The sequence below is a fragment of the Aeromonas sp. CA23 genome (assembly GCF_002587065.1).
GTDB classification, from domain to species: Bacteria; Pseudomonadota; Gammaproteobacteria; order Enterobacterales; family Aeromonadaceae; genus Aeromonas; species Aeromonas bestiarum.
This window is the reverse complement of sequence record NZ_CP023818.1, coordinates 3,591,231-3,612,040: the sequence shown is the minus strand read 5'-3', so window position 1 is coordinate 3,612,040 and position 20,810 is coordinate 3,591,231. Positions and strand designations below refer to the sequence as shown.

The window sequence follows — 20,810 nt, the reverse complement described above, 5'->3', positions numbered from 1 at the left end:
CCAGCACTGCTGGCGTATTTAATCTAGGGTGGAGGTTCCCGATAATGTCCTGGCGTCAGCCATGACATGTAATCAGAACAGTTGATATAAAATATTCCCCATCGCAGTCATATGAGGGAGTTACTTCTATTCCATCTTCACCAAATATTGACTCTGCCCTTGCTGACCGTGATAACGCCCTTATTTTCAGAAGGCTCAATATCGTTAATCGGTGGCTGGATATAAGAGCCTGCTGGTAACTACAGGGGACGTGAATGAAAAACGGTCATGACTTGGCATGAAAAGCATCTGTGAACCGACATCCTCTCGCAGTCACATCGGTGCCTCGGTCGATCGCAGGGGGTTGGAGTGAGATAGCTGAGTTGGCTTTCACGCTGAACGCTGCCGCCAGACAAACATGGCCAGTGGTCAGCAGACATTGCCTGCGGATTGCCGCGGCGAATGAAAGGGAGTGGGAGCATGTGGCGGTCATATGACGACAAGACTTCGGATTACGCACTCTTGAGGGGGCAGCAGAGACAAGGTCAGCGAGACCGCGGCACACTCGATATGTGCCGAATGCAGGCAGGATCCTGTGTAGGATCCTCAGGTTTATGGCATAATCAGCCACCGATGAGAACAAGTCCCGGCATCTCAGGGACTTGTATGGTTAAAATCATCGGCGGTAAGGACTTTTTCCTTTGACTATCAGTTGTTGGACCTATAATATTCGCGCCCTATGCAAAAGGTGAAGTTGCCCGTTAAGGTTGATCCAGTCCGTAATGCCTTGAAGCTGCTCGACTATGTCGGGATAGTGGAAAAGTCGCAGATGCCCAGGCTGGAGGCATCAACCGCAGGCTTGCAGAGTGATGTCGATGTATCACTGCACTTTGGCAAAGATGTCCAGAAGTTGACCGTTATGAAAGGCACTGCCCATGCCAAGGTTGACCTGGTTTGCCAGCGTTGTGGAGATACATTCGAACACCTTTGTGAAGCTGATTTTATCTACACTCCGCTGTTTGAAAAAACAAACGAGGAAGAACTGCCGGAAGCTTATGAGCCCATTGAGTTGGACGAAAACGGCGAGATAGATCTTCATCAAATCCTGGAGGATGAACTCATCCTCTCGTTGCCTCAGGTGGCGATGCATCCGATGGATGCTTGCCCGCGTGGTAACATGGAGATGACTTGGGGTGATATCGAACCTGCTGATGAGCGGCCGAATCCCTTTGCAGTTCTTGAAGAGCTTAAACGTAAGTGAATCTAGGAGTTAGCCTACAATGGCCGTACAACAGAACCGTAAAACCCGTGCCAAGCGTGGCATGCGTCGTTCACACGATGCGCTGACCAGTGCAGCTCTGACTGTTGATCAGACCAGTGGTGAAATTCATCGTCGTCACCACGTGACTGCCGATGGTTTCTACCGCGGTAAAAAGGTAATCGCTTAAGGATTGCCTTTGTCTACGCAAACTGTCGCGCTAGACATAATGGGGGGAGATATTGGCCCCTCGGAAACAGTGCCTGCCGCCGTGCAGGCACTGTCTCTTTTGCCCCAGTTAAAACTGATCCTGGTCGGTGATCAGCACCAGACTACCTCCTTGTTGCAGCAACATGGCTTGCTGACTCATCCTCGCGTTCGTTTCGTGCATGCATCCCAGGTGGTTGGCATGGGCGACAAGCCGATCGTGGCGCTGCGTACCCTGAAAGACTCCTCCATGCGGGTTGTGCTCAATCTGGTGAAAGCCGGTGAGGCCGATGCCTGCGTCAGTGCCGGCAATACCGGTGCCCTGATGGCCATGGCCAAGTGCGTGCTCAAATCCCTGCCCGGCGTCGACAGACCCGCGCTCATCAAGGCGCTGCCGACCTTGGGCGGCAAGCGTACCGTGATGCTGGATCTGGGGGCGAACGTGAGCTGCGATGCCGATACCCTGCTGCAATTTGCGGTGATGGGCTCAGTGGTGGCCGAGAAGGTGGAAGGCATCGCCTTTCCCCGGGTCGCCTTGCTCAACGTGGGGGAGGAGGAGATCAAGGGCAACGATCTGGTGCGTCACAGCGCAGAGCTGCTGCGTCAGTGCAGCGCGCTCAATTTCGTCGGCTTCGTCGAGGGGGATCGCATCTTCAGCGGCGAGTGCGACGTGATTGTCTGCGACGGTTTTGTCGGCAACGTTGCCCTCAAGACGGCGGAAGGTGTGGTACGGATGATGGCCCAGCTGGCCGGATATCCCCGCAAGAAACGCAGTTTTCTTGGCCGTATCGCCGGATTTATGTTCAAACGACGTTTTTCTTACCTGAACCCCGACCAGTATAACGGCGCAAGTCTGTTAGGATTGCGCGGCATTGTGGTAAAAAGCCATGGGCGGGCCGAACGGCGCGCTCTGTGTAATGCGATCCTGCTGGCCGCACAAGAGGCCAAGCATCAACTTCCATTGCAAATAGCAGATCGCCTTGAATCTGTCTTTTCCGACAGGGATCTATAAGAACTCTATGCATAGCAAAATTCTGGGTACTGGCAGTTATCTGCCGAGTTCAGTGCGTACCAACGCCGATCTCGAGCAAATGGTTGAAACCAGTGATGAGTGGATCGTGGAACGTACCGGGATCCGTGAACGCCGTATTGCCGGTGCCGACGAAACCGTCGCCACCTTGTCTCACCAGGCCGCCCTGCGCGCCCTGGATGCTGCGGGTCTGACCGCGGCCGATCTCGACATGATAGTGCTGGCCACCACCAGCGCCGAGAACGCCTTCCCGGCCGCCGCTTGCGAGTTGCAGGGGCTGCTCGGCGTGCCCGGCATCCCCGCCTTTGATGTGGCGGCCGCCTGCGCCGGTTTCACCTACGCACTCTCCATCGCCGATCAGTTCGTCAAGTCCGGCGCCGCCCGCCATGTGCTGGTCGTTGGTGCCGATGTGCTCTCCCGCATGTGCGATCCGCAAGATCGCGGCACCATCATCATTTTCGGGGATGGTGCCGGCGCCGTGGTGATTGGTGCCAGCGAGACGCCAGGGATACTGTCGACCCACCTCCATGCCGATGGCCGTTATGGCGATCTGCTCAAGCTGCCGCAACCCCGTCGTGGCATGCCGGGAGCCGAGCTCGAAGCCTACATGTATATGAAGGGCAACGATGTGTTCAAGGTGGCGGTAACCCGTCTGAGCGAGCTGGTGACCGAAACCCTGGCCGCTGCCGGTGTCGAGCCGAGCGAGCTCGACTGGCTGGTGCCGCACCAGGCCAACTTCCGCATCATCAGCGCGACCGCCAAGAAGCTCGGCATGAGCCTCGACAAGGTGGTGCTGACCCTCGACAAGCACGGCAACACCTCTGCCGCCTCCGTGCCCATCGCCTTCGATGAAGGGGTGCGCGACGGCCGGATCAAACCGGGTCAGCTGGTGCTGCTGGAGGCCTTCGGCGGTGGTTTTGCCTGGGGCTCGGCGCTGGTTCGCCTCTGATCTTCAGCGGGATGGGGTCCTGCACCATCCCGCGACCGATTTCGTTTTCGTCTTACCTTAAAGGAATCAATGATGACCCAATTTGCCATTGCCTTCCCGGGACAAGGCTCCCAAACCGTCGGCATGCTGGCCGAGCTGGCCGAGCAGCACGCCGTGATCAAGGAAACCTTCGCCGAGGCGAGCCAGGTGCTGGGTTATGACCTGTTTGCCCTGGTCATGGATGGTCCGGTTGAAGATCTGAACAAGACCTGGCGTACCCAGCCGGCGCTGCTGACAGCCTCCGTCGCTCTGTGGCGTTTGTGGCAACAGCAGGGTGGGGCAACCCCCGCCGTCATGGCCGGTCACAGCCTGGGGGAATATTCCGCCCTGGTGTGCAGCGGTGCCCTGGCCTTTGGCGACGCGGTCAAACTGGTTGAACTGCGTGGTCTGGCCATGCAGGAAGCGGTACCGGAAGGCACAGGTGCCATGGCCGCCATCATAGGTCTGGACAACGAGGCCATCGCCGCCAACTGCGAAAAAGCGGCGCAAGGTCAGGTCGTGTCCCCGGTCAACTTCAACTCCCCTGGCCAGGTGGTGATCGCCGGTCACAAGGAAGCGGTTGAGCGCGCCAACGTCTTGATGAAAGAGTCTGGTGCCAAGCGTGCGCTGCCGTTGCCGGTCTCCGTACCTTCCCACTGCGCCCTGATGAAACCGGCGGCAGAAAAACTGGCGGCTGCGCTGGACGGGATCGAGATCAAGGTTCCAACCATCGCAGTCATCAATAATGTCGACGTGTCCTGTGAACAGGATCCGGCCGCCATCAAGCAGGCCCTGGTGCGTCAGCTGTTCAGTCCGGTCCGTTGGTCCGAGACGGTGGAGCGGATGGCCAATGAGGGTGTCACCCTCGAGATCGAGATGGGGCCGGGCAAGGTATTGACCGGGCTGGCCAAGCGCATCGACAAGCGCGTGGAAGGCATTCACGCCAACGATGCCGCCTCATTCGAGCTGGCGCTGGCCCAGTCCAAGTAAACAGGAGCAGATCATGAGTTTTACCGATAAGGTTGTATTGGTGACAGGTGCCAGTCGTGGCATCGGCCGTGCGATTGCCGAAACATTTGCGGCCCGTGGCGCAAAAGTCGTCGGCACTGCGACCAGCGAGAGCGGCGCAGAGGCGATCAGCGCCTATCTGGGTGAGCAGGGTTGCGGCATGGCACTGAACGTGACCAGTCCGGAATCCATCGAAACTGTCTTTGCAGCCATCAAGGCACGCTTTGGCGAGATCGACATCCTCATCAACAATGCCGGCATTACCCGCGACAACCTGTTGATGCGAATGAAAGATGATGAGTGGAATGAAATCATCGACACCAATCTCACCTCACTGTACCGTCTGAGCAAGCCGGTATTGCGTGCCATGATGAAGAAGCGTCATGGCCGGATCATCAGCATAGGCTCAGTGGTCGGTACCATGGGCAATGCGGGCCAGGTCAACTATGCCGCCGCCAAGGCGGGTCTGGTTGGCTTTACCAAATCGTTGGCACGGGAAGTGGCATCCCGTGGTATCACAGTGAATGCGGTTGCGCCCGGTTTCATCGAGACCGACATGACCCGTGCCCTGAATGACGATCAACGTGCCGGCATCATGAATCAGGTGCCTGCCGCCCGTTTGGGCGATCCAAAAGAAATTGCCGCAGCTGTGGTATTCTTGGCGTCTGATGACGCCGCCTATATCACTGGCGAAACCCTGCATGTTAATGGCGGGATGTACATGGTGTAATCAATTTGTCGTGAGATCTGTTCAAATTTGCGATAGTACGCCGAAGTTTGGCGAATTTCGTGGTTTGACCAGCGGCAAGCTACTTGCAAACTCACGTCAATTGAATAAACTACCCCAACCAGACGCAATAGCGTATTTTTAAAGGAAAATTCAGGTCATGAGCAACATCGAAGAACGCGTAAAGAAAATCATCATCGAACAACTGGGTGTTAAAGAGGAAGACGTTAAAAACGCTGCCTCCTTCGTCGACGACCTGGGCGCTGACTCTTTGGATACCGTTGAACTGGTAATGGCGCTGGAAGAAGAATTCGATACCGAAATTCCTGATGAAGAAGCCGAGAAGATCACCACTGTTCAAGCGGCTATCGATTACATCACCGCTAATCAGGAATAAGTTCCTGTTCTGAAAGAAGCGGCCCAAGGGCCGCTTCTTTTATGTTTACCCCTTTCAAAATAGCTCTCGGAGACTAGCTCAGTGTCAAAACGCAGAGTCGTGGTGACCGGCCTGGGGATGCTTTCCCCGGTGGGCAACACTGCCGAATCCAGCTGGCAAGCCCTGCTCAACGGGCAGAGCGGCATTTCTCCCATCGAACACTTTGATGCCAGCGAGTTTGCGACCCGTTTCGCAGGCCAGGTCAAAGAGTTTGATCCCGAACAGTACGGCATCAACCGCAAAGAAGCCCGCAAGATGGATCCCTTCATCCAGTACGGCGTGGCGGCGGGGATCCAGGCACTGGATGACTCGGGTCTGGTGATCAACGAAGAGAACGCAGAACGGGTTGGCGTGGCCATAGGTTCCGGCATCGGCGGTCTGGGTCTGATCGAACAGAACCACAGCAGCCTGATCAACGGTGGCCCGCGCAAGCTGAGCCCCTTCTTCGTACCGTCCACCATCATCAATATGGTGTCCGGTCATCTCTCCATCATGAAGGGACTGCAAGGCCCCAACATAGCCGTGACCACAGCCTGTACCACGGGTACCCATGCCATCGGCATGGCCGGCCGCATGATCGCCTACGGTGATGCGGACGTGATGGTGGCCGGTGGTACCGAGAAAGCCTCCACCCCGATGGGGATGGGCGGTTTCGCGGCGGCCAAGGCGCTCTCTACCCGCAACGATGAGCCGCAAAAGGCAAGCCGTCCGTGGGACAAGGATCGCGACGGTTTCGTGCTGGGTGATGGCGCCGGTGTGCTGGTACTGGAAGAGTACGAACACGCCAGGGCCCGCGGCGCCAAGATCTATGCCGAGCTGGTTGGCTTTGGCATGAGTGGCGATGCCTATCACATGACGGCACCGCCCGCTGACGGCAACGGTGGCGCGCGCGCCATGAAGAACGCCATCAAGGATGCCGGCATTGCCCCCGAGCAGATTGGTTACATCAATGCTCACGGCACCTCCACCCCGCTAGGGGATGTGGCCGAGCTGCGCGGCATGAAGCAGGTGTTTGGCGAGCATGCCAGCGCCCTGATGATCAGCTCTACCAAGTCCATGACCGGCCATCTGCTGGGTGCGGCTGGTGCGATCGAAGCCATCATCACAGTGCTGGCGCTGCGTGATCAGATGGCACCGCCCACCATCAATCTGGACAACCCGGATGAAGAGTGTGGTCTGGATCTGGTGCCTCACGTGGCCAAGGCCGGTCACTTTGAGTATGCCCTCTCCAATTCCTTCGGTTTTGGTGGCACCAATGGCTCACTGATCTTCAAACGCGTATAATTCGCCCCAGGGCGGACAGTATGGGCCCGATACGTCAGTATCGGGCCTTTTTTATCGGAGGGATCCTTTTGCTTATCAATGGAATGCAGACAGATGCTGTGTCCGCCAGGGATCGTGGGCTGGCCTATGGAGATGGTCATTTCACCACCATGCTGATCAAGCATGGTCAGGTTGTCTGGTGGCTGGCCCATCTGGCGCGCCTGCAGCAGGCCAGTGCCAGACTCGGGTTTGCCGAGATGGACTGGTCAACCCTGACCCGCGAGGTGGCGCAGCTTGCCGCCGGCCAGACGCGGGCTGTCGCCAAGGTGATGCTGACCCGTGGCACAGGTGGCCGAGGCTATGACGGCAGCGACTGCCAGACGCCGACCCGGATCGTCTCCCTGGCCGATTACCCGAGCCACTATCAGGGCTGGCAGCAAAACGGCATTCCACTGCTGGTTTGTCAGCAACGGCTCGGTGACGCTCCCATGCTGGCCGGACTCAAGACCCTGAACCGGCTGGAGCAGGTGTTGCTGAAAAGCGAACTTGCGGCGCGTTCGGGAGTCGAAGGTATAGTCTTGAACAGTCGCGGATTTCTGGTAGAAGGTGTCAGTGCCAATCTGTTTTGGCGCCGTGGCAAGACGGTGTTTACACCGGATCTTTCTCACTGCGGTATTGATGGCATCATGCGGCGACACGTGATGGGGATGCTAAAACAGATGAGTATTGAACTGCGTGTCGTGGAGGCTCCGTTGGAGTCACTGTGGCAGGCCGAAGAGGTATGGCTGACCAATACCCTGATGGGCATAGTGCCGGTGAGCGGCATCGGGGATACCCAGTATCCCAGCCCGGTATTGATCCGCCGTTTACAGGAGCGTTTGGTCATTGAAGTTTAATCGGCTTTACACCCTGCTCGCGGGCGCGGCACTGACAGTTGCCGTGGCCGGGGGCTATGTACATTACAAATGGCAGCAGGTGGAGACGCTCACCAACAAGGGGCCGACGCGCCTCTTTACCGTCGAGAAGGGAGCCCACGCGGCGCGCCTGATCGCCGAGCTGGGGGAGGGGGAGTCCAGCCCCTGGGCGGTGCGACTCTGGCTGCGAGGCCATCCCGAGCTAGTTGCCATCAAGTCTGGCACCTATGAAATCAAGGAAGGGGCGCCACTCAAGGAGACCCTCTCCCTGTTTGCCTCCGGCAAGGAGTTTCACTTCAGCCTCACCTTCGTCGAGGGTTCCCGTTTCGAGGATTGGCTGAAGCAGCTCTCCGGCGCGCCCTATCTGGAACGGCTGACAGTGGAGCAATCTGAAGCCGACCTGGCCCAGGAGCTTGGCATCGACAATGGCAAGCTGGAGGGCTGGTTCCTGCCGGAAACTTACGCCTATACCACCCATGCCAGTGACATCTCGATCCTGCGTCGTGCCTATCAGGACATGAGGGCTTTCCTGCAACAGAGCTGGGACAATCGCCAGGCCAATCTGCCCTACAAGACCCCTTATGAGGCGCTGATCATGGCCTCCATCATCGAGAAAGAGACGGGTCAGCCAGACGAGCGGGCGCAGATCGCCTCCGTGTTCGTCAACCGCCTGCGCCTTGGCATGAAGCTGCAGACAGATCCCACCGTCATCTACGGGGTCAAGGATCGTTACGATGGCAATATCCGCCGCAGCGATCTGACGGACGTGAATCCGTACAACACCTATGTGATCGACGGCCTGCCGCCCACGCCCATCGCCATGCCGGGCAAGGCCTCCATCGAAGCGGCGCTCAACCCCAAGTCGACCGACTATCTCTATTTTGTCGCCAAGGGGGGCGGTGCCCACTATTTCTCCAAGACCCTCGATGAACACAATCGGGCGGTTCGCGAATACATATTGAAGAAGCCCTAATGTCTAAATTTATTGTGATTGAAGGACTGGAAGGGGCAGGGAAGAGCTCCGCGGTGCGTTATGTCACCGATTATCTGCAACGCCACGGCATAGACCAGATCGAATGCACCCGTGAGCCCGGGGGAACCCCGCTGGCCGAGCGGATGCGCGCCATCGTCAAAGAGGTGCACGACGAGCGCCTCACCATAGAAGCCGAGTTGCTGCTGATGTATGCCTCCCGGGTGCAGCTGGTCGAAACCCGGATCAAACCGGCACTGGCTGAGGGTCGCTGGGTGGTGGGGGATCGTCACGATCTCTCCTCCCAAGCCTATCAGGGCGGCGGGCGTGGCATAGATGCTGGGCTCATCGGCGCCATCAAGCGGGCGGTGCTCGGTGACTTCAAGCCGGATCTCACCCTCTATCTCGATATCGATCCTGCCCTTGGTTTGCAGCGTGCCCGTCATCGCGGCGAGCTGGACAGGATCGAGCTGGAGCAGCTCAGCTTCTTCGAACGTACCCGCCAGCGCTATCTGGAATTGGCCGCCGCCGATGAGTCAATCAAGGTGATCGATGCCGGCCAAACCCCGGATCAGGTCAAAGCGGCCATCGAGAAAGTATTGGCCCACTACCTGAAAGATGATCCCTCATGTATCCCTGGTTGATCCCGGACTGGCATGCCTTGAGCCAGACGGCCCAGGCCGGTCGGCTTGGCCATGCCTGGCTGCTGCTCGGCGATCCCGGTCTTGGCAAGGAGCAGCTTGCAGAACGATTGGCGCGCTTGCACCTCTGCCAGCAACCGGATCGCGGAGAGCCCTGTGGCCAGTGCCACTCCTGCCAACTGTTTGACAAGGGTCATCACCCGGATCTCGGCACCCTGCCTGCTGACAGCAAGACCATAGGGGTCGAGGCCATTCGCGAGATCTGTGCTCGCTTGCAGAACTCGGCCCAGCTCGGCCGTGGCAAGGTGGTGATCATCCCGGATGCGGAGCGCATGACGGAGTCCGCCGCCAACGCCTTGCTGAAAACCCTGGAGGAGCCGGCCGGCGACAGTCTCTTGTTGCTGATCGCCTCCCAGGTTTCCCGTCTGTTGCCCACCATTTTGAGTCGCTGCCACAAGCACGTCTGCCAGTTGCCGACGGAAGGGGAGACGGTTCGCTGGTTGGCCGAGCAGGGTCATCAGGCCACATTGGCCCAGGTGCGGATCTGTCAGGGGGCCCCGCTGCGGGTGCTGCGCTACATCGACGAGCAGCAGGACGGCAAACGTCGGGAATTGCTGGAGAGTTTCGTCTCCCTGTCACAGACCCCGACCCGGGCCACCCATGTCTGCAACCAGCTGGCGGATGAAACCCAGGTCAGACTGCATTGGTTGCAGCTGTTCTTGTGCGATGCACTCAAGACTCAGGCCGGCTGTGGTCATCATCAGCTGGCGATGCCGGATCTGGCGGCCCTCAGCCAGCAGTTGGCCGAAGGCAACTCCAGCGAAAAATTGCTGGAGGCGGAGCAGCAGCTCGTGGCGCTCAAGGCTGCCTGCCAACCTGGCCAGCTCTCCAATCCCACCATTCATCTGATGAACTGGCTCAGCCGCTGGTTATAACACTGACAAGACGCAAAGGTTCTTTATGTTACTCGTTGATTCCCATTGCCACCTCGATCGCCTCAGCTATGGTAGCAAGCAGACCGACATGGCCGATGTGCTGGCCAAGGCCGCGCAGCAGGACGTGGGATACTTTCTGTGTGTGAGCGTCACCCAGACACAGTTCCCGACCATGTTGGCTGCGATCGCTCCTTATCCCCAGGTGTTTGCTTCCTGTGGTGTGCATCCACTCAATCAGGAACCCGGTGTCGATGCCGAGCTGTTGCTGACGCAGGCTCGTGATGAAAGAGTGGTGGCCATAGGGGAAACCGGGCTCGACTACTTCTACTCGCCGGAAAACAAGGAGGTGCAGCAAGCCTCCTTCCGCGAACACATCCGGGTCGCCCGCGCCTTGAACAAGCCGCTGATCATACACACCCGTGATGCCCAGCAAGATACCCTGCAGATCATGCGTGAAGAGGGCGCCGACCAGGTGGGTGGTGTGTTGCACTGTTTCACCGAATCCCTGGAGATGGCCCAAGCCGCCATGGAGATGGGCTTTTATATTTCCATTTCCGGCATAGCGACCTTCAAGAATGCGTCCGCGCTGCAAGCCGTGGTCAAGGCGCTGCCGCTGGCGCGCTTGCTGGTCGAAACGGACTCTCCCTATCTTGCCCCCGTTCCTCATCGGGGGAGGGAGAACGAACCCGCCTTCGTACGCGATGTTGCCCAATTTGTTGCCGACCTTCGCCAGATCCCGCTGGCCGAGCTGGCGGAAGCGACAAGCCGCAACTTCTTCGAACTGTTCAAGTTGGCAAAAAAATAGAAGAAGAGGCCCCGGATAACGGGGCCTCTTTATTTCAAATCACCCGCATACTTACCCTCGTCAGCATTGCCTATGCCACCTGTTATCTCTCACTGTTATAGAATGTCAGGATAATGACATCGCGGATAAACCGGCCTACTAAAGATGCTGTTGCTGCAGGTGAGCATCGAGGTTCAAAGGGGTTAGTCAAGGTCTCTATAAGTATCGATAATATTCATTATCGATACTTGATGTATATGAAGGATCCTGTAAGATCCTCCCAAACTTCATATTGAATCATAGACTTACGTGGCTTATCCGACCCTTGCCCCCTCCGCTCATCAGTCATTGCAGACTGTGTTCGATCCTCAGCTCAATAGCCGGGCGAGACGCTTCTTGCGCAGTGCCAAGGCGGATTCAACCCTCAATGCCTATCAGGCTGACACCCGTATCTTCGTGTTCTGGTGCCAGCTGCATGGGCTGGATCCACTGCAAACCACCCATCACGACATCATGAACTTTCTGGCAGATCAGGCCGATGGCATATTGGCGGACTGGGTATGGCTGGACAAGGAAGAGGGCAAGGGGGAACTGCGCAACGGCGAGCCGCGCAAACCCGCGACTCTGGTGAGGCGATTGGCCGGGATCCGCTACGCCTTCAAGCAGAAGGGCATCCATCCCATGCCGACCGAACATGCCGAAATCAAGGAGATGATGCGCGGCATAGTGCGCCTTGGCGATAACCGCAAGCGCAAGACTGGGGCGCTGACCCTGCAACCCTTGGCCAGGGTACTCGATGAAATCGATACTTCCAGTCTGGCCGGTTTGCGGGATCACACCCTGCTGCTGTTGATGTTCAGTGGGGCTCTGCGCCGCTCGGAGGCGGCCAGAATCGAGGTCAGCGACCTCGATTTTGTGGGGCAGGGGATCCGGCTTCGACTCAAGCCGAGCAAGCATCAGCTCCATGAAACCGAGATAGCCCTCATACCCGGCAAGCAATATTGTCCCGTCTCGGCGCTGCACACCTGGCTTAAAAAAAGCCGGATCGGCGAGGGGGCGCTGTTTCGTCGCATGAACCGCTGGGGTCAGCTTATGTCGGAGCCCCTCGGTCCCCAGGGGATAAACCTGATGATCAAACGGCGTACCGGCCAGGCCATCAACGATCTCTATGTCAGTGGCCACAGCCTGCGACGGGGATTTATCACCTCGGCCGTCACCGCCGGCAAACCCATGAACAAGATCATCGAGGTGACTCGTCACAAGGACATGCGTACCCTGCAGGAGTATTTCGACGACGCCCACAAGTTCTCCGATCACGCACTGGATGGCTTGTTATGACACTCCGCGTCACTGCATTTTTTATGTTAAATTGCATCTTGTTGATCTGATGATATATTTGTCGCGCTTTGCCAAGGTGCTCGATGGGAGGGGAGAATCCTCTTATTCAGGCAACAAGGCGCCATAGGTTAGAGATAACAAACGTTAAAGAAGAACATTGCAAGGTCATATGAGCCAGGAAATAAACGTGAATGAGGCCCAAGAGGCGGCCCCGTACAACAATGCCGAGCGGCAACGCCAACATGTGAAGCGCAAACAGGAAACCCACAGCCGGTTGCAGTGCTGGATCAGCAATCGTCACGCAGAGCGGCTGCAGGCGTTGGGGTTGCACCTCGAAGACAGTCAGGCTTCGCTCATCGAGCAGGCGATCGATCTGCTCTATCAACATGAGCTGTCATCCCAACCCCAGGTTGAGCAAGAGATGGCTGAGGCACTCGAGTGAGAGGCGGGAAACTGAACGTGCGGACATAAAAAAAGCCAGGTACGAATTCCTTGTACCTGGCATAGGGGAATTGGCTCCTTGCAGAGCCGTGCGCTAACTGGTGTTCGGATAGCCTTAAGCTTAGACAAGGCTCAAGGCTTTTCAAGATCCGAGCAAAAGTTCAACCCGAGTGTGGGTTTTCAAGACTCGATCAGACGCGAGTCATCACGCACTCAGGCGCCGAACAGATTGTTGTCGCGCACCAGCTCGCGGGGCAGGGCATTCTTGACCCGGCTGCCAACCCATTTCCCCATGCCCAGGGTATGACCCTGATAACGAACGATCACCTCGCCCGAGCCAGCTTCCTGCGCTGGCCAGACATCCCGCCCCATCATGAACTCCCGTGCATTGGCGCTGTCGAGTTCGATAACCCCGAGCGTGGCCTTGTCGCCATAGGCCAGCGCCCACTCATGGGTGAGGCGATAACCCTTCTTGAAAGTCTCCGCCAGCTTGATGCCGATGCGATCGAACCGCAGCTTGCCCTGCACCTGCCCAAACAGGTGAGGGAACAGCCAGATCTCGTCATTGCGACCAAACAGCTGACCCAGGGGGGCCACGCCAAAGTTGGCTTCAATCTCGCGCAACATGGGCTCGGCCTCTTTGACAGGTAGTGGCGAGAAGGGGAACTTGCCGAGTTTACCCGGCTTGAACATGGTGTTGGGCACAGAGTGATGTTTGCGCAATCTGGCGACGAAAAAGCCCTCACTGTCGAAGATCTGGGGCCAAACATGCAGATATCCTTCGGGCGTACAGGCCTGCTCCGCGTGGGGGAACAGGTCGGCCAGCGAGTCAACGCTCAGGGCATCGCCGAACTTGTCCAGCAGGGACTGACAGACCGCCTGGTTCTCCTGCTCGCTCAGGGTGCAAGTGGAGTAGACCAGCACGCCACCGGGCTTCAGGGCATGAAAGGCGCTCTCCAACAGTCCTTGCTGCACAGCCGCAATCTCATCGATGCTCTCGATGCTCCAGTTGCGCAGGGCGTCTTCATCCTTGCGTACCGTCCCCTCGCCGGAGCAGGGGGCGTCGAGCAGTATGGCGTCGAAGGTCTCCGGCAACCACTGGCCAAATACCTTGGCATCGAAGTGGGTCATGCCCACATTGGTCACGCCGCAGCGCTGAATGTTGGCGCTGAGCACCTTGAGCCGGCTGCTGGAATATTCGTTGGCAACCAGCATGCCCTGGTTGTTCATCAAGGCCGCGATCTGGGTAGTCTTGGAGCCGGGGGCGGCGGCGGCGTCCAGCAGCATGCCATCCCGCTTGACCTGAGCGCTGGCAAATAGCGCCGTCACCGGCAGCATGGAACTCGCTTCCTGGATATAGAAGAGGCCACTCAGGTGTTCCGCGGTATTGCCAAGGGGCACGCTCTCGTCGCTGCGACTCAGCCAGAAGCCGGTCTCGCACCAGGGTACGGGCTCAAGCTGCCAGCCCTGCGGTTGCATCTGTTCGACAAATGCGGGCACCGAAATCTTCAGGGTATTGACCCGTATGCTGCGGCGCAGTGGGCGCCGGCAGCTGGCCACGAACGCATCCATGGTGAGATGCGCCGGCATGATGGCCGCAATATGGTGCAAGAAGTGATCGGGAAGGTAGGTATTGTCGTGCACTGTGCCGTCTCGCTGACCCAAAAAGAGGGGCGACATCTTATCACACGGCCAGGAATATTCTTAACGGGCAATGAGCAAGGGGGAAAATGAACAAGCCCGGCACAGGGCCGGGCTTGAAACAAGTGAGAAGATCAGGGCTGGATGCGAGGACTCCACTCCTGCCACTCCTTCTCCGCCTTGCCATACAGCGGGTAGCTGTGGCCGGCCTTGACGGTCGAGCCCATCTCCCGCTCCGGGGTATTGAAGGCGATGCCGCCCGCCAGCAGGCTCTGCACTGTTTCCACCTCTATGGTGCCGCCGGTCAGGCCTATGTCGGCCTTGACCCCGGAGACATTCCAGAAGCGGGTGTTGGCCCGCACCAGATGGGCATATTCCTTGTCGACATTCACCTCGATCAGCACCTCGCTGCCATCGCGCGCCAGCGCCACCTTGGTCACGCTGCCCACCACCATCTTGCGAAATAGCAAGGGGCTGCCGACACTCAGGCCATTGACCGAGGGGCTCTTGAGGGTCAAGGCCAGGCCAACCGGGCCACTCTGACTCAAAGGGAAGCGATCCTTGCCGGCTCCCTGACCTGGCTGAGCCTCCACGAAGGCCCCCTTGATCAGGGTGTCGAGGTGGGCGACGCCGCCCAGCCCCAGCTTGGCCTGCACCAGGGTGAAGCGGGCGCCGGATTGCAGGAATCGCTCGGCATACTGCCCATCCAGCTCAGCCTTGAAGATCACCTGACCCAGCGACGGTTCCAGCTCGATCTGCTCAATCTTGCCGATGTCGACCCCGCGATAGCGGATCGGGCTGCCGAGGCCCAGACCCGGGTTGCTGTCGGCTACCAGGGAGAGGCTGCGCACTTTCGCCTTGGCCTGCTCCTTGCTGTCAAACAGCTGGTGACTGCTGCGGCCGGTGCCGAGCCGATCAAACTCGATGGCGCCGCGCAGCAGGGTGGCCAGATTGCCCACCTTCACCTGCACACCATCGACCCGCACTCGGGTATCCAGCGCCGGTTTTTTCCAGAACTGCGGCAGCTGTGAAAGTAGAGGGGCATAGACGCCGTCAATTTCGAGCTCGATCTCGACCCCTTCCTTGGCGGCGCGCAGCTGCTTGACCTTGCCAGCCTCAAGCCCCAGATAGAGCACGGGGGAGCCGATGCCGATGCCATCGGCCTGTTCGGCTTTCAACAACCAGCGCTGGGGCTTGGCGTCCCGGGTGCCGAGCAGAGCCAGCTCCTGACTCGGGTAGAGACGGTTGATCCGCTCACCACTCGCCGCCTGCACCAGCTTGATACCGCCGCCGATCCAGGCGCTGGCCGGGCTTGTCTCCACCTTGATGCCGCTGAGATCGGCATCGATCTGCAGCGGCGCCGCCCGATAGAAACGGGCCCGTGCCAGCAGATGCTGATACTGGCTGTTGACCACCAGGGCGACGCTGGCATTGCCCCTGGCATCCAGGGTCAGCTGGCTGATCTGGCCGACCTGCAGCCCCTTGTACCAGAGCGGCGCCCCTTCATTGAGCCCCGCCAGATCGTCGGCCTGCAGAGTGACCCAGGTGCCACTGACCTGATCCTTGCTGCTCAGTGTCATGGCCTTGACCCTGTCGCCTTCCACGTAGTCGAGGCGAATGGCCGGGCCGGCCAGCAGGCGATCCGCATGCTTGAGACCGGCCGCACCGAGGGAGACAGTCTCCCAGACGAGGCGGCTGTTGCCGGTGATCCTAAATGCCTGTTCAGGGTTGATCAGCGCCGTCACCACCCGACCCTTGTCGGTCAGACGAATGGGGTCAACCCGGCCGATTTCGATCCCTTCATAGAGGATGGGCATCCCCTCCTTGATGGGCAGATCACCAGCCACTATGTCGATCCGCTCGCCACGGGCCGCTTCGGCCAGCCCCTTGTAGAGGACAAAGGTCTGGCCTTTCTCCGGCTCGGGGGAGGCTTGGGGAGAGTCAAACGCTATGCCGCCGCTCAGTATGGAGGTGAGGCTGCCGGCTTCCACATTGACCCCGGCCAGGCTGAAGGAGCCCTTGATGCCGCTGATGTTCCAGAAGCGGGTGTCGGCCTTGATGAGGTGTTCAAAACGCGGCTCGATCACCAGATCCAGGATAACGTTCTGGTTGTCCTGGCCGAGGCGGGTGTTGATGACGCTGCCCACCTCGATGCCGCGAAAATAGAGCTTGGCGCCGATGCCGACCGATCCCAGCGAATCGGCGGTCAGGTGCAGCATGCGCCCCTGTGCCTGATAGCCGGGGGGAGGGCCGTCCAGTGCGTCGAACTCCTCTTCCAGCGGGTTGTTGTCCCGACCGGGTTGCAGGTTGATGTAGTTGCCGGAGACCAGGGTATCCAGGCCTGAGATCTCGGTGAGCGAGGCCTTGGGGCTCACCAGCCAGAAGTCGGAGCCCTTGCGGATCAGCGGCCGGGCCCGGCTGTCAATCTTGGCCAGCACGGCTATCTTGCGACCGTCCGCGGCCAGCTCCAGCTCCTGCACCACACCGATGGCCACACCCTGATAGCGCAGCTGGGTTTTGCCCGGCAAGATGCCGTTGCCCTGGGCAAAGTTGATGCGAATAAGTTGGCCACTGCTCGCAAACTGCTGGTAGATGAAGCCACTCGCCAGCAAGAGGGCGATAACGGGCAACAACCAGACTGGCGACAACCAGCGACGCTTCTCAATGACGGGTTCAGCCCCGATCATACCGACTCCTTAATTGGCTGAGATAAACAGCAGTTCAGATACATAATCCTCCGCGCTTTGCCTTGTGACAGCGCAGGCGGTTATTCACCATTCGGGCATCCACGGACAGGCGGGATGCGTGTTCAACAGGTCATCAACGGGCCGCCTTGTCCCATAGCAAGCGGGTATCCAGCATGCGGGCCGACATCATGGTCAGTACCACCACACCGGCAAATGCCGTGGCGCCGGGCCCAGCCCGCACATTGAGCAGCACGCCGCGATCCACCAGGGCCACCATCAGCGAGATGACGAACAAGTCCAGCATGGACCAGCGGCCGATGAAGTCGATGATGCGATACATGATGAGCTGGCGCTTGCGGCGCACCGGCTTGCTCCGCTGCAGCTGCCAGCAGATCCAGCCCAGCCCCAAAATCTTGCCCACCGGCACTATGATGCTGGCGGTCAGCACTATGGTGGCGATCCCCGACATCTTGCTGCGATAGAGCATCATGATACCGCTGAAGATGGTGTCGGACTGCAATAATCCCTTGTTGTAGAAGTGGGTGATGGGCAGCAGATTGGCAGGCAGCAACATGAAGGTGGCCAGCGCCAGCAAACCCCAGGACCAGGCCAGGGAGTGGGGGATGCGCACCTGCAACCGGCTGTGGCAACGGGGGCAGACGCTGCCCGCCCGATAGCGCACCAGCAGGCCGCAGGTGTGGCAGCGGCACAGCCCCAGCTCACGGGCGCTGGTCTGGGACATGATCCGGTTCCTCCAGGGGTACTCGCTCCCAGTAGGGGGCGGGATCGAACAGGATCAGCAGCGTCATGTTGAGCAGCATCAGGATCCCCAGGCTCAGCAAGCCGCCGCCGAGGCGCACATCGGCGATGTCGATCAGCTTGAACAGGGCGACCAGCAAGCTGACGATGTAGACCTCCAGCATGGCCCAGTGACGAAACACCTCCACGGCCTTCAAGGTCGGCGCCAGTATGTGCCAGCGTTTGGCAAGGCCGGAGGCCAGCGCAAAGATCCCCAGCAGCAAACCCACAGGCGCCAGCACGGCGCACCAGAACACCAGTCCCGCCACCCAGAATTCGTGCTCGACCATCAGCACCAGAATGCCCTTGAGCAGGTTCGCATCCGAGTTCACCCCGGCTAGGCGCAGGTAGATGAGCGGTTCGAAGAAGGCAGAGGGCAGCAGCAGGAACCCCGTGATGGTCAGCGCCATCAACTGGGAGGGGCGAAAGGCGTAGCGTCCATACAGATGCTGGTGACAGCGGGGACAGTGAGCGTGGCGGCGCATGGGCAATAACTTGCGTTCGATCAGCAAGTCGCAAGCCGGGCAGACGATCACGGGATTGGGATCCGACATTACGATTCAACCTGTTGAAGGAATTGGTGAAATTTACCCTAAAACCCGCGTCCTGTCTTGCCTGGCGCCGTTCTGCCACGAAAGTATGATTGACGTTAACGTAAACGTGATATTAGATAGTCGAACCAGACAAATGAAAGGAGTCATGATGTCCAGCCTTACCCCCTCGGCAGGTCTGCGGTTTCGCACCGCCCTTGCCAACGAACGGCCACTGCAGATCGTCGGCACCATCAATGCCTACATGGCCCTGATGGCCGAGCGTAGCGGCTTTCAGGCTATTTACCTCTCCGGTGCCGGGGTGGCCAATGCCTCCCATGGCCTGCCGGATCTCGGCATGACCTCCCTCAACGACGTGCTGATCGACGCAGAAAGGATCACTGCGGCGACCAAGGTGCCGCTGCTGGTCGACATCGACACCGGCTGGGGCGGCGCCTTCAATATCGCCCGCACCATTCGCGCCTTCGAACGCGCCGGTGTCGCCGCCGTGCACATGGAAGATCAGGTGGCCCAGAAGCGCTGTGGTCACAGACCCAACAAGGCGGTGGTCTCGCTGGAGGAGATGTGCGATCGCATCAAGGCGGCGGTGGATGCCCGTGAGAACGGGGAGTTCGTCATCATGGCGCGCACCGATGCGCTGGCGGTGGAGGGGATAGGCCCGGCGCTGGAACGCGCCGCCGCCTACGTGGCCGCCGGGGCCGACATGATCTTCGCCGAGGCGGTGACCGAGCTCGGTCAGTATGACAGCTTCAAGCAGGCCACCGGGGTGCCCATCCTCGCCAACATGACAGAGTTCGGCAAGACAGATCTGTTCGACAAGGAGGCGCTCGCCGCCCACGGCGTCGACATGGTGCTCTACCCGTTAAGCGCCAGCCGGGCGGCCAATCAGGCCGCGCTCAACGTCTACCAGCACATTCGCCAGGATGGCCACCAGAGGGCCGTTGTGGACACCATGCAGACCCGGGAAGCCTTGTATGACTTCCTGGGCTATCACCATTACGAGCAGACACTGGATCGTCTGTTCACATCCAGGGATTAGGAGGCAAGGTTATGGGACAACAGAAGCCATTGGGCGGCGCCGGCCTGCGGGGTCAGAGCGCGGGGGAGACCAGCATCTGTACCGTGGGCAAGAGCGGTACCGGGCTCACCTATCGCGGCTATGACATTCAGGAACTGGCAGACGGCGCCCAGTTCGAGGAGGTCGCCTATCTGCTGCTCAAGGGCGAGTTGCCCAGTGAACAGCAACTGCTGGACTACAAGCGCGAGCTGCGTCGCCTGCGCAGCTTGCCCAAGGCCCTGCTGGAGGTGCTTGAGCTCATCCCCGCCAATGCCCATCCCATGGATGTGCTGCGCACCGGCTGCTCCATGCTCGGCGATCTGGAGCCGGAAGAGGGCTTCGAGCACGAACATGAAGTGGCCGATCGCCTGCTGGCCGCCTTCCCTGGCATATTGATTTATTGGTACAAGTTCAGTCATGAAGGGGTGCGCATCGCACTCGATACCAACGAGGAGTGCATCGGTGGGCACTTCCTGGCCCTCTTGCACCAGAAGGCCCCGAGCGAGCTGGAACGCCGGGTCATGCACGTCTCCCTCATTCTCTATGCCGAGCACGAGTTCAACGCCTCCACCTTCGCGGCCCGGGTCTGTGCCTCGACCCTGTCCGATCTCTTCTCCTGCGTGACCGCCGCCATCGGTACCCTGCGCGGCCCGCTGCACGGCGGCGCCAACGAGGCCGCCATGGCGATGATCGAACCCTGGCAGGATGAGGCTCAGGCCAGGAGCGAGCTGCTGGCAAAACTCGCAGCCAAGGAGAAGATCATGGGCTTTGGCCACGCAGTCTATCGCACCTCGGATCCGCGCAACGTCATCATCAAGGCGTGGTCGGCTAAGCTGGCCGAGGCGGTGGGGGACACCCGTCTCTACCGCGTCTCCTGCGAGGCGGAGAAGGTGATGTGGGAGGAAAAAGCGCTTTTCCCCAACGCCGACTTCTTCCATGCCAGCGCCTATCACTACATGGGGATCCCGACCAAGCTGTTCACCCCCATTTTCGTCTGCTCGCGGGTCACCGGCTGGTGCGCCCACGTGATGGAGCAGCGCGAGCACAACAGGATCATTCGCCCGAGCGCCGATTATGTCGGCCCGGCCCCCCGTCATTTCGTCTCTTTGCAACAACGATAAGATGCAGCGCCCTGCCATCGTTGACATCCACCACGGCCCGGCGCCTGCGCAAGCAGG

The 20,810-nt window shown here is 59.3% G+C and carries 21 protein-coding genes; 17 read left to right on the top strand and 4 right to left on the bottom strand.

Features of this window, described 5'->3' with window-relative positions; translation table 11 throughout:
* Nucleotides 1-718 precede the first annotated feature (718 nt).
* From yceD to CK910_RS16750, 15 genes are all read left to right on the top strand, one after another.
* Complete coding sequence (gene yceD / locus CK910_RS16820; protein WP_042866373.1) at nt 719-1,240, top strand: 23S rRNA accumulation protein YceD; 522 nt, start codon at nt 719-721, stop codon at nt 1,238-1,240.
* 19 nt (nt 1,241-1,259) lie between these two features.
* The gene (gene rpmF / locus CK910_RS16815; RefSeq protein WP_005311492.1) at nt 1,260-1,427 is read left to right on the top strand and encodes a 50S ribosomal protein L32; all 168 of its coding nucleotides are present in this window, start codon (nt 1,260-1,262) and stop codon (nt 1,425-1,427) included.
* A gap of 9 nt (nt 1,428-1,436) precedes the next feature.
* Entirely contained in the window at nt 1,437-2,456 is a 1,020-nt protein-coding gene (gene plsX / locus CK910_RS16810; protein WP_098984060.1) for a phosphate acyltransferase PlsX, read from the top strand.
* Between the two features lie 7 nt (nt 2,457-2,463).
* Entirely contained in the window at nt 2,464-3,423 is a 960-nt protein-coding gene (locus CK910_RS16805) for a beta-ketoacyl-ACP synthase III (protein ID WP_042866376.1), read from the top strand.
* A 72-nt stretch (nt 3,424-3,495) separates the two neighbouring features.
* Nucleotides 3,496-4,431: an ACP S-malonyltransferase gene (gene fabD / locus CK910_RS16800; protein ID WP_042866378.1), complete on the top strand. Its 936-nt coding sequence runs from the start codon at nt 3,496-3,498 to the stop codon at nt 4,429-4,431.
* A gap of 13 nt (nt 4,432-4,444) precedes the next feature.
* Entirely contained in the window at nt 4,445-5,179 is a 735-nt protein-coding gene (gene fabG, locus CK910_RS16795) for a 3-oxoacyl-ACP reductase FabG (protein ID WP_043555697.1), read from the top strand.
* 157 nt (nt 5,180-5,336) lie between these two features.
* Nucleotides 5,337-5,573 carry an acyl carrier protein gene (gene acpP, locus CK910_RS16790; protein WP_005300909.1) on the top strand — a complete coding sequence of 79 codons (237 nt, stop codon included), beginning with the start codon at nt 5,337-5,339 and terminating at the stop codon, nt 5,571-5,573.
* 81 nt (nt 5,574-5,654) lie between these two features.
* Nucleotides 5,655-6,896 carry a beta-ketoacyl-ACP synthase II gene (fabF, locus tag CK910_RS16785; RefSeq protein WP_098984059.1) on the top strand — a complete coding sequence of 414 codons (1,242 nt, stop codon included), beginning with the start codon at nt 5,655-5,657 and terminating at the stop codon, nt 6,894-6,896.
* 20 nt (nt 6,897-6,916) lie between these two features.
* Nucleotides 6,917-7,771 (top strand): aminodeoxychorismate lyase, encoded by an 855-nt coding sequence (gene pabC / locus CK910_RS16780; protein ID WP_098984058.1) that lies wholly within the window; start codon nt 6,917-6,919, stop codon nt 7,769-7,771.
* On the top strand, nt 7,761-8,762 hold the full coding sequence (gene mltG, locus CK910_RS16775; protein WP_043555702.1) for an endolytic transglycosylase MltG: 1,002 nt from the start codon (nt 7,761-7,763) through the stop codon (nt 8,760-8,762). Before pabC ends, mltG begins: the two co-directional genes overlap by 11 nt.
* A complete protein-coding gene (tmk, locus tag CK910_RS16770; protein ID WP_098984057.1) occupies nt 8,762-9,403 on the top strand; it encodes a dTMP kinase in 642 nt (213 codons plus the stop codon). Before mltG ends, tmk begins: the two co-directional genes overlap by 1 nt.
* Nucleotides 9,388-10,335, top strand: a complete 948-nt coding sequence (gene holB, locus CK910_RS16765; protein WP_098984056.1) for a DNA polymerase III subunit delta' — start codon at nt 9,388-9,390, stop codon at nt 10,333-10,335. Before tmk ends, holB begins: the two co-directional genes overlap by 16 nt.
* Nucleotides 10,336-10,360: 25 nt before the next feature.
* Nucleotides 10,361-11,140, top strand: coding sequence for a TatD family hydrolase (locus CK910_RS16760; RefSeq protein ID WP_098984055.1), 780 nt, complete (start codon nt 10,361-10,363; stop codon nt 11,138-11,140).
* A gap of 375 nt (nt 11,141-11,515) precedes the next feature.
* Complete coding sequence (locus CK910_RS16755) at nt 11,516-12,457, top strand: site-specific integrase (RefSeq protein WP_253852903.1); 942 nt, start codon at nt 11,516-11,518, stop codon at nt 12,455-12,457.
* Nucleotides 12,458-12,626: 169 nt separating this feature from the next.
* Nucleotides 12,627-12,899, top strand: coding sequence for a RepB family protein (locus CK910_RS16750; protein ID WP_098984053.1), 273 nt, complete (start codon nt 12,627-12,629; stop codon nt 12,897-12,899).
* A 212-nt stretch (nt 12,900-13,111) separates the two neighbouring features.
* Here the strand turns inward: CK910_RS16750 and rsmF are convergent, their stop codons facing one another.
* The 4 genes from rsmF to CK910_RS16730 form a co-directional block, all read right to left on the bottom strand.
* Nucleotides 13,112-14,542, bottom strand: coding sequence for a 16S rRNA (cytosine(1407)-C(5))-methyltransferase RsmF (gene rsmF, locus CK910_RS16745; protein ID WP_098985132.1), 1,431 nt, complete (start codon nt 14,540-14,542; stop codon nt 13,112-13,114).
* A 131-nt stretch (nt 14,543-14,673) separates the two neighbouring features.
* The gene (locus CK910_RS16740) at nt 14,674-17,226 is read right to left on the bottom strand and encodes an MlaD family protein (protein WP_098984052.1); all 2,553 of its coding nucleotides are present in this window, start codon (nt 17,224-17,226) and stop codon (nt 14,674-14,676) included.
* Nucleotides 17,227-17,359: 133 nt separating this feature from the next.
* Nucleotides 17,360-17,968, bottom strand: coding sequence for a paraquat-inducible protein A (locus tag CK910_RS16735; protein ID WP_043134796.1), 609 nt, complete (start codon nt 17,966-17,968; stop codon nt 17,360-17,362).
* On the bottom strand, nt 17,946-18,578 hold the full coding sequence (locus CK910_RS16730) for a paraquat-inducible protein A (protein ID WP_098984051.1): 633 nt from the start codon (nt 18,576-18,578) through the stop codon (nt 17,946-17,948). The genes CK910_RS16735 and CK910_RS16730 overlap by 23 nt, the downstream gene beginning before the upstream one ends.
* Before the next feature lie 148 nt (nt 18,579-18,726).
* On the opposite strand from CK910_RS16730, the gene prpB reads away from it, so the two are divergent.
* Entirely contained in the window at nt 18,727-19,614 is an 888-nt protein-coding gene (gene prpB / locus CK910_RS16725; protein ID WP_043134793.1) for a methylisocitrate lyase, read from the top strand.
* 11 nt (nt 19,615-19,625) lie between these two features.
* Nucleotides 19,626-20,753, top strand: a complete 1,128-nt coding sequence (gene prpC, locus CK910_RS16720; RefSeq protein WP_098984050.1) for a bifunctional 2-methylcitrate synthase/citrate synthase — start codon at nt 19,626-19,628, stop codon at nt 20,751-20,753.
* The last annotated feature ends 57 nt before the right edge of the window (nt 20,754-20,810 follow it).

Bases quoted from the DNA above. Each gene is read 5' to 3' on its own strand.
- yceD (WP_042866373.1), top strand. From the start codon at position 719: ATGCAAAAGGTGAAGTTGCCCGTTAAGGTTGATCCAGTCCGTAATGCC.
- rpmF (WP_005311492.1), top strand. From the start codon at position 1,260: ATGGCCGTACAACAGAACCGTAAAACCCGTGCCAAGCGTGGCATGCGT.
- CK910_RS16805 (WP_042866376.1), top strand. From the start codon at position 2,464: ATGCATAGCAAAATTCTGGGTACTGGCAGTTATCTGCCGAGTTCAGTG.
- fabD (WP_042866378.1), top strand. From the start codon at position 3,496: ATGACCCAATTTGCCATTGCCTTCCCGGGACAAGGCTCCCAAACCGTC.
- fabG (WP_043555697.1), top strand. From the start codon at position 4,445: ATGAGTTTTACCGATAAGGTTGTATTGGTGACAGGTGCCAGTCGTGGC.
- acpP (WP_005300909.1), top strand. From the start codon at position 5,337: ATGAGCAACATCGAAGAACGCGTAAAGAAAATCATCATCGAACAACTG.
- pabC (WP_098984058.1), top strand. From the start codon at position 6,917: ATGGGCCCGATACGTCAGTATCGGGCCTTTTTTATCGGAGGGATCCTT.
- tmk (WP_098984057.1), top strand. From the start codon at position 8,762: ATGTCTAAATTTATTGTGATTGAAGGACTGGAAGGGGCAGGGAAGAGC.
- holB (WP_098984056.1), top strand. From the start codon at position 9,388: ATGTATCCCTGGTTGATCCCGGACTGGCATGCCTTGAGCCAGACGGCC.
- CK910_RS16760 (WP_098984055.1), top strand. From the start codon at position 10,361: ATGTTACTCGTTGATTCCCATTGCCACCTCGATCGCCTCAGCTATGGT.
- CK910_RS16750 (WP_098984053.1), top strand. From the start codon at position 12,627: ATGAGCCAGGAAATAAACGTGAATGAGGCCCAAGAGGCGGCCCCGTAC.
- CK910_RS16740 (WP_098984052.1), bottom strand. From the start codon at position 17,226: ATGATCGGGGCTGAACCCGTCATTGAGAAGCGTCGCTGGTTGTCGCCA.
- CK910_RS16735 (WP_043134796.1), bottom strand. From the start codon at position 17,968: ATGTCCCAGACCAGCGCCCGTGAGCTGGGGCTGTGCCGCTGCCACACC.
- CK910_RS16730 (WP_098984051.1), bottom strand. From the start codon at position 18,578: ATGTCGGATCCCAATCCCGTGATCGTCTGCCCGGCTTGCGACTTGCTG.
- prpB (WP_043134793.1), top strand. From the start codon at position 18,727: ATGTCCAGCCTTACCCCCTCGGCAGGTCTGCGGTTTCGCACCGCCCTT.
- prpC (WP_098984050.1), top strand. From the start codon at position 19,626: ATGGGACAACAGAAGCCATTGGGCGGCGCCGGCCTGCGGGGTCAGAGC.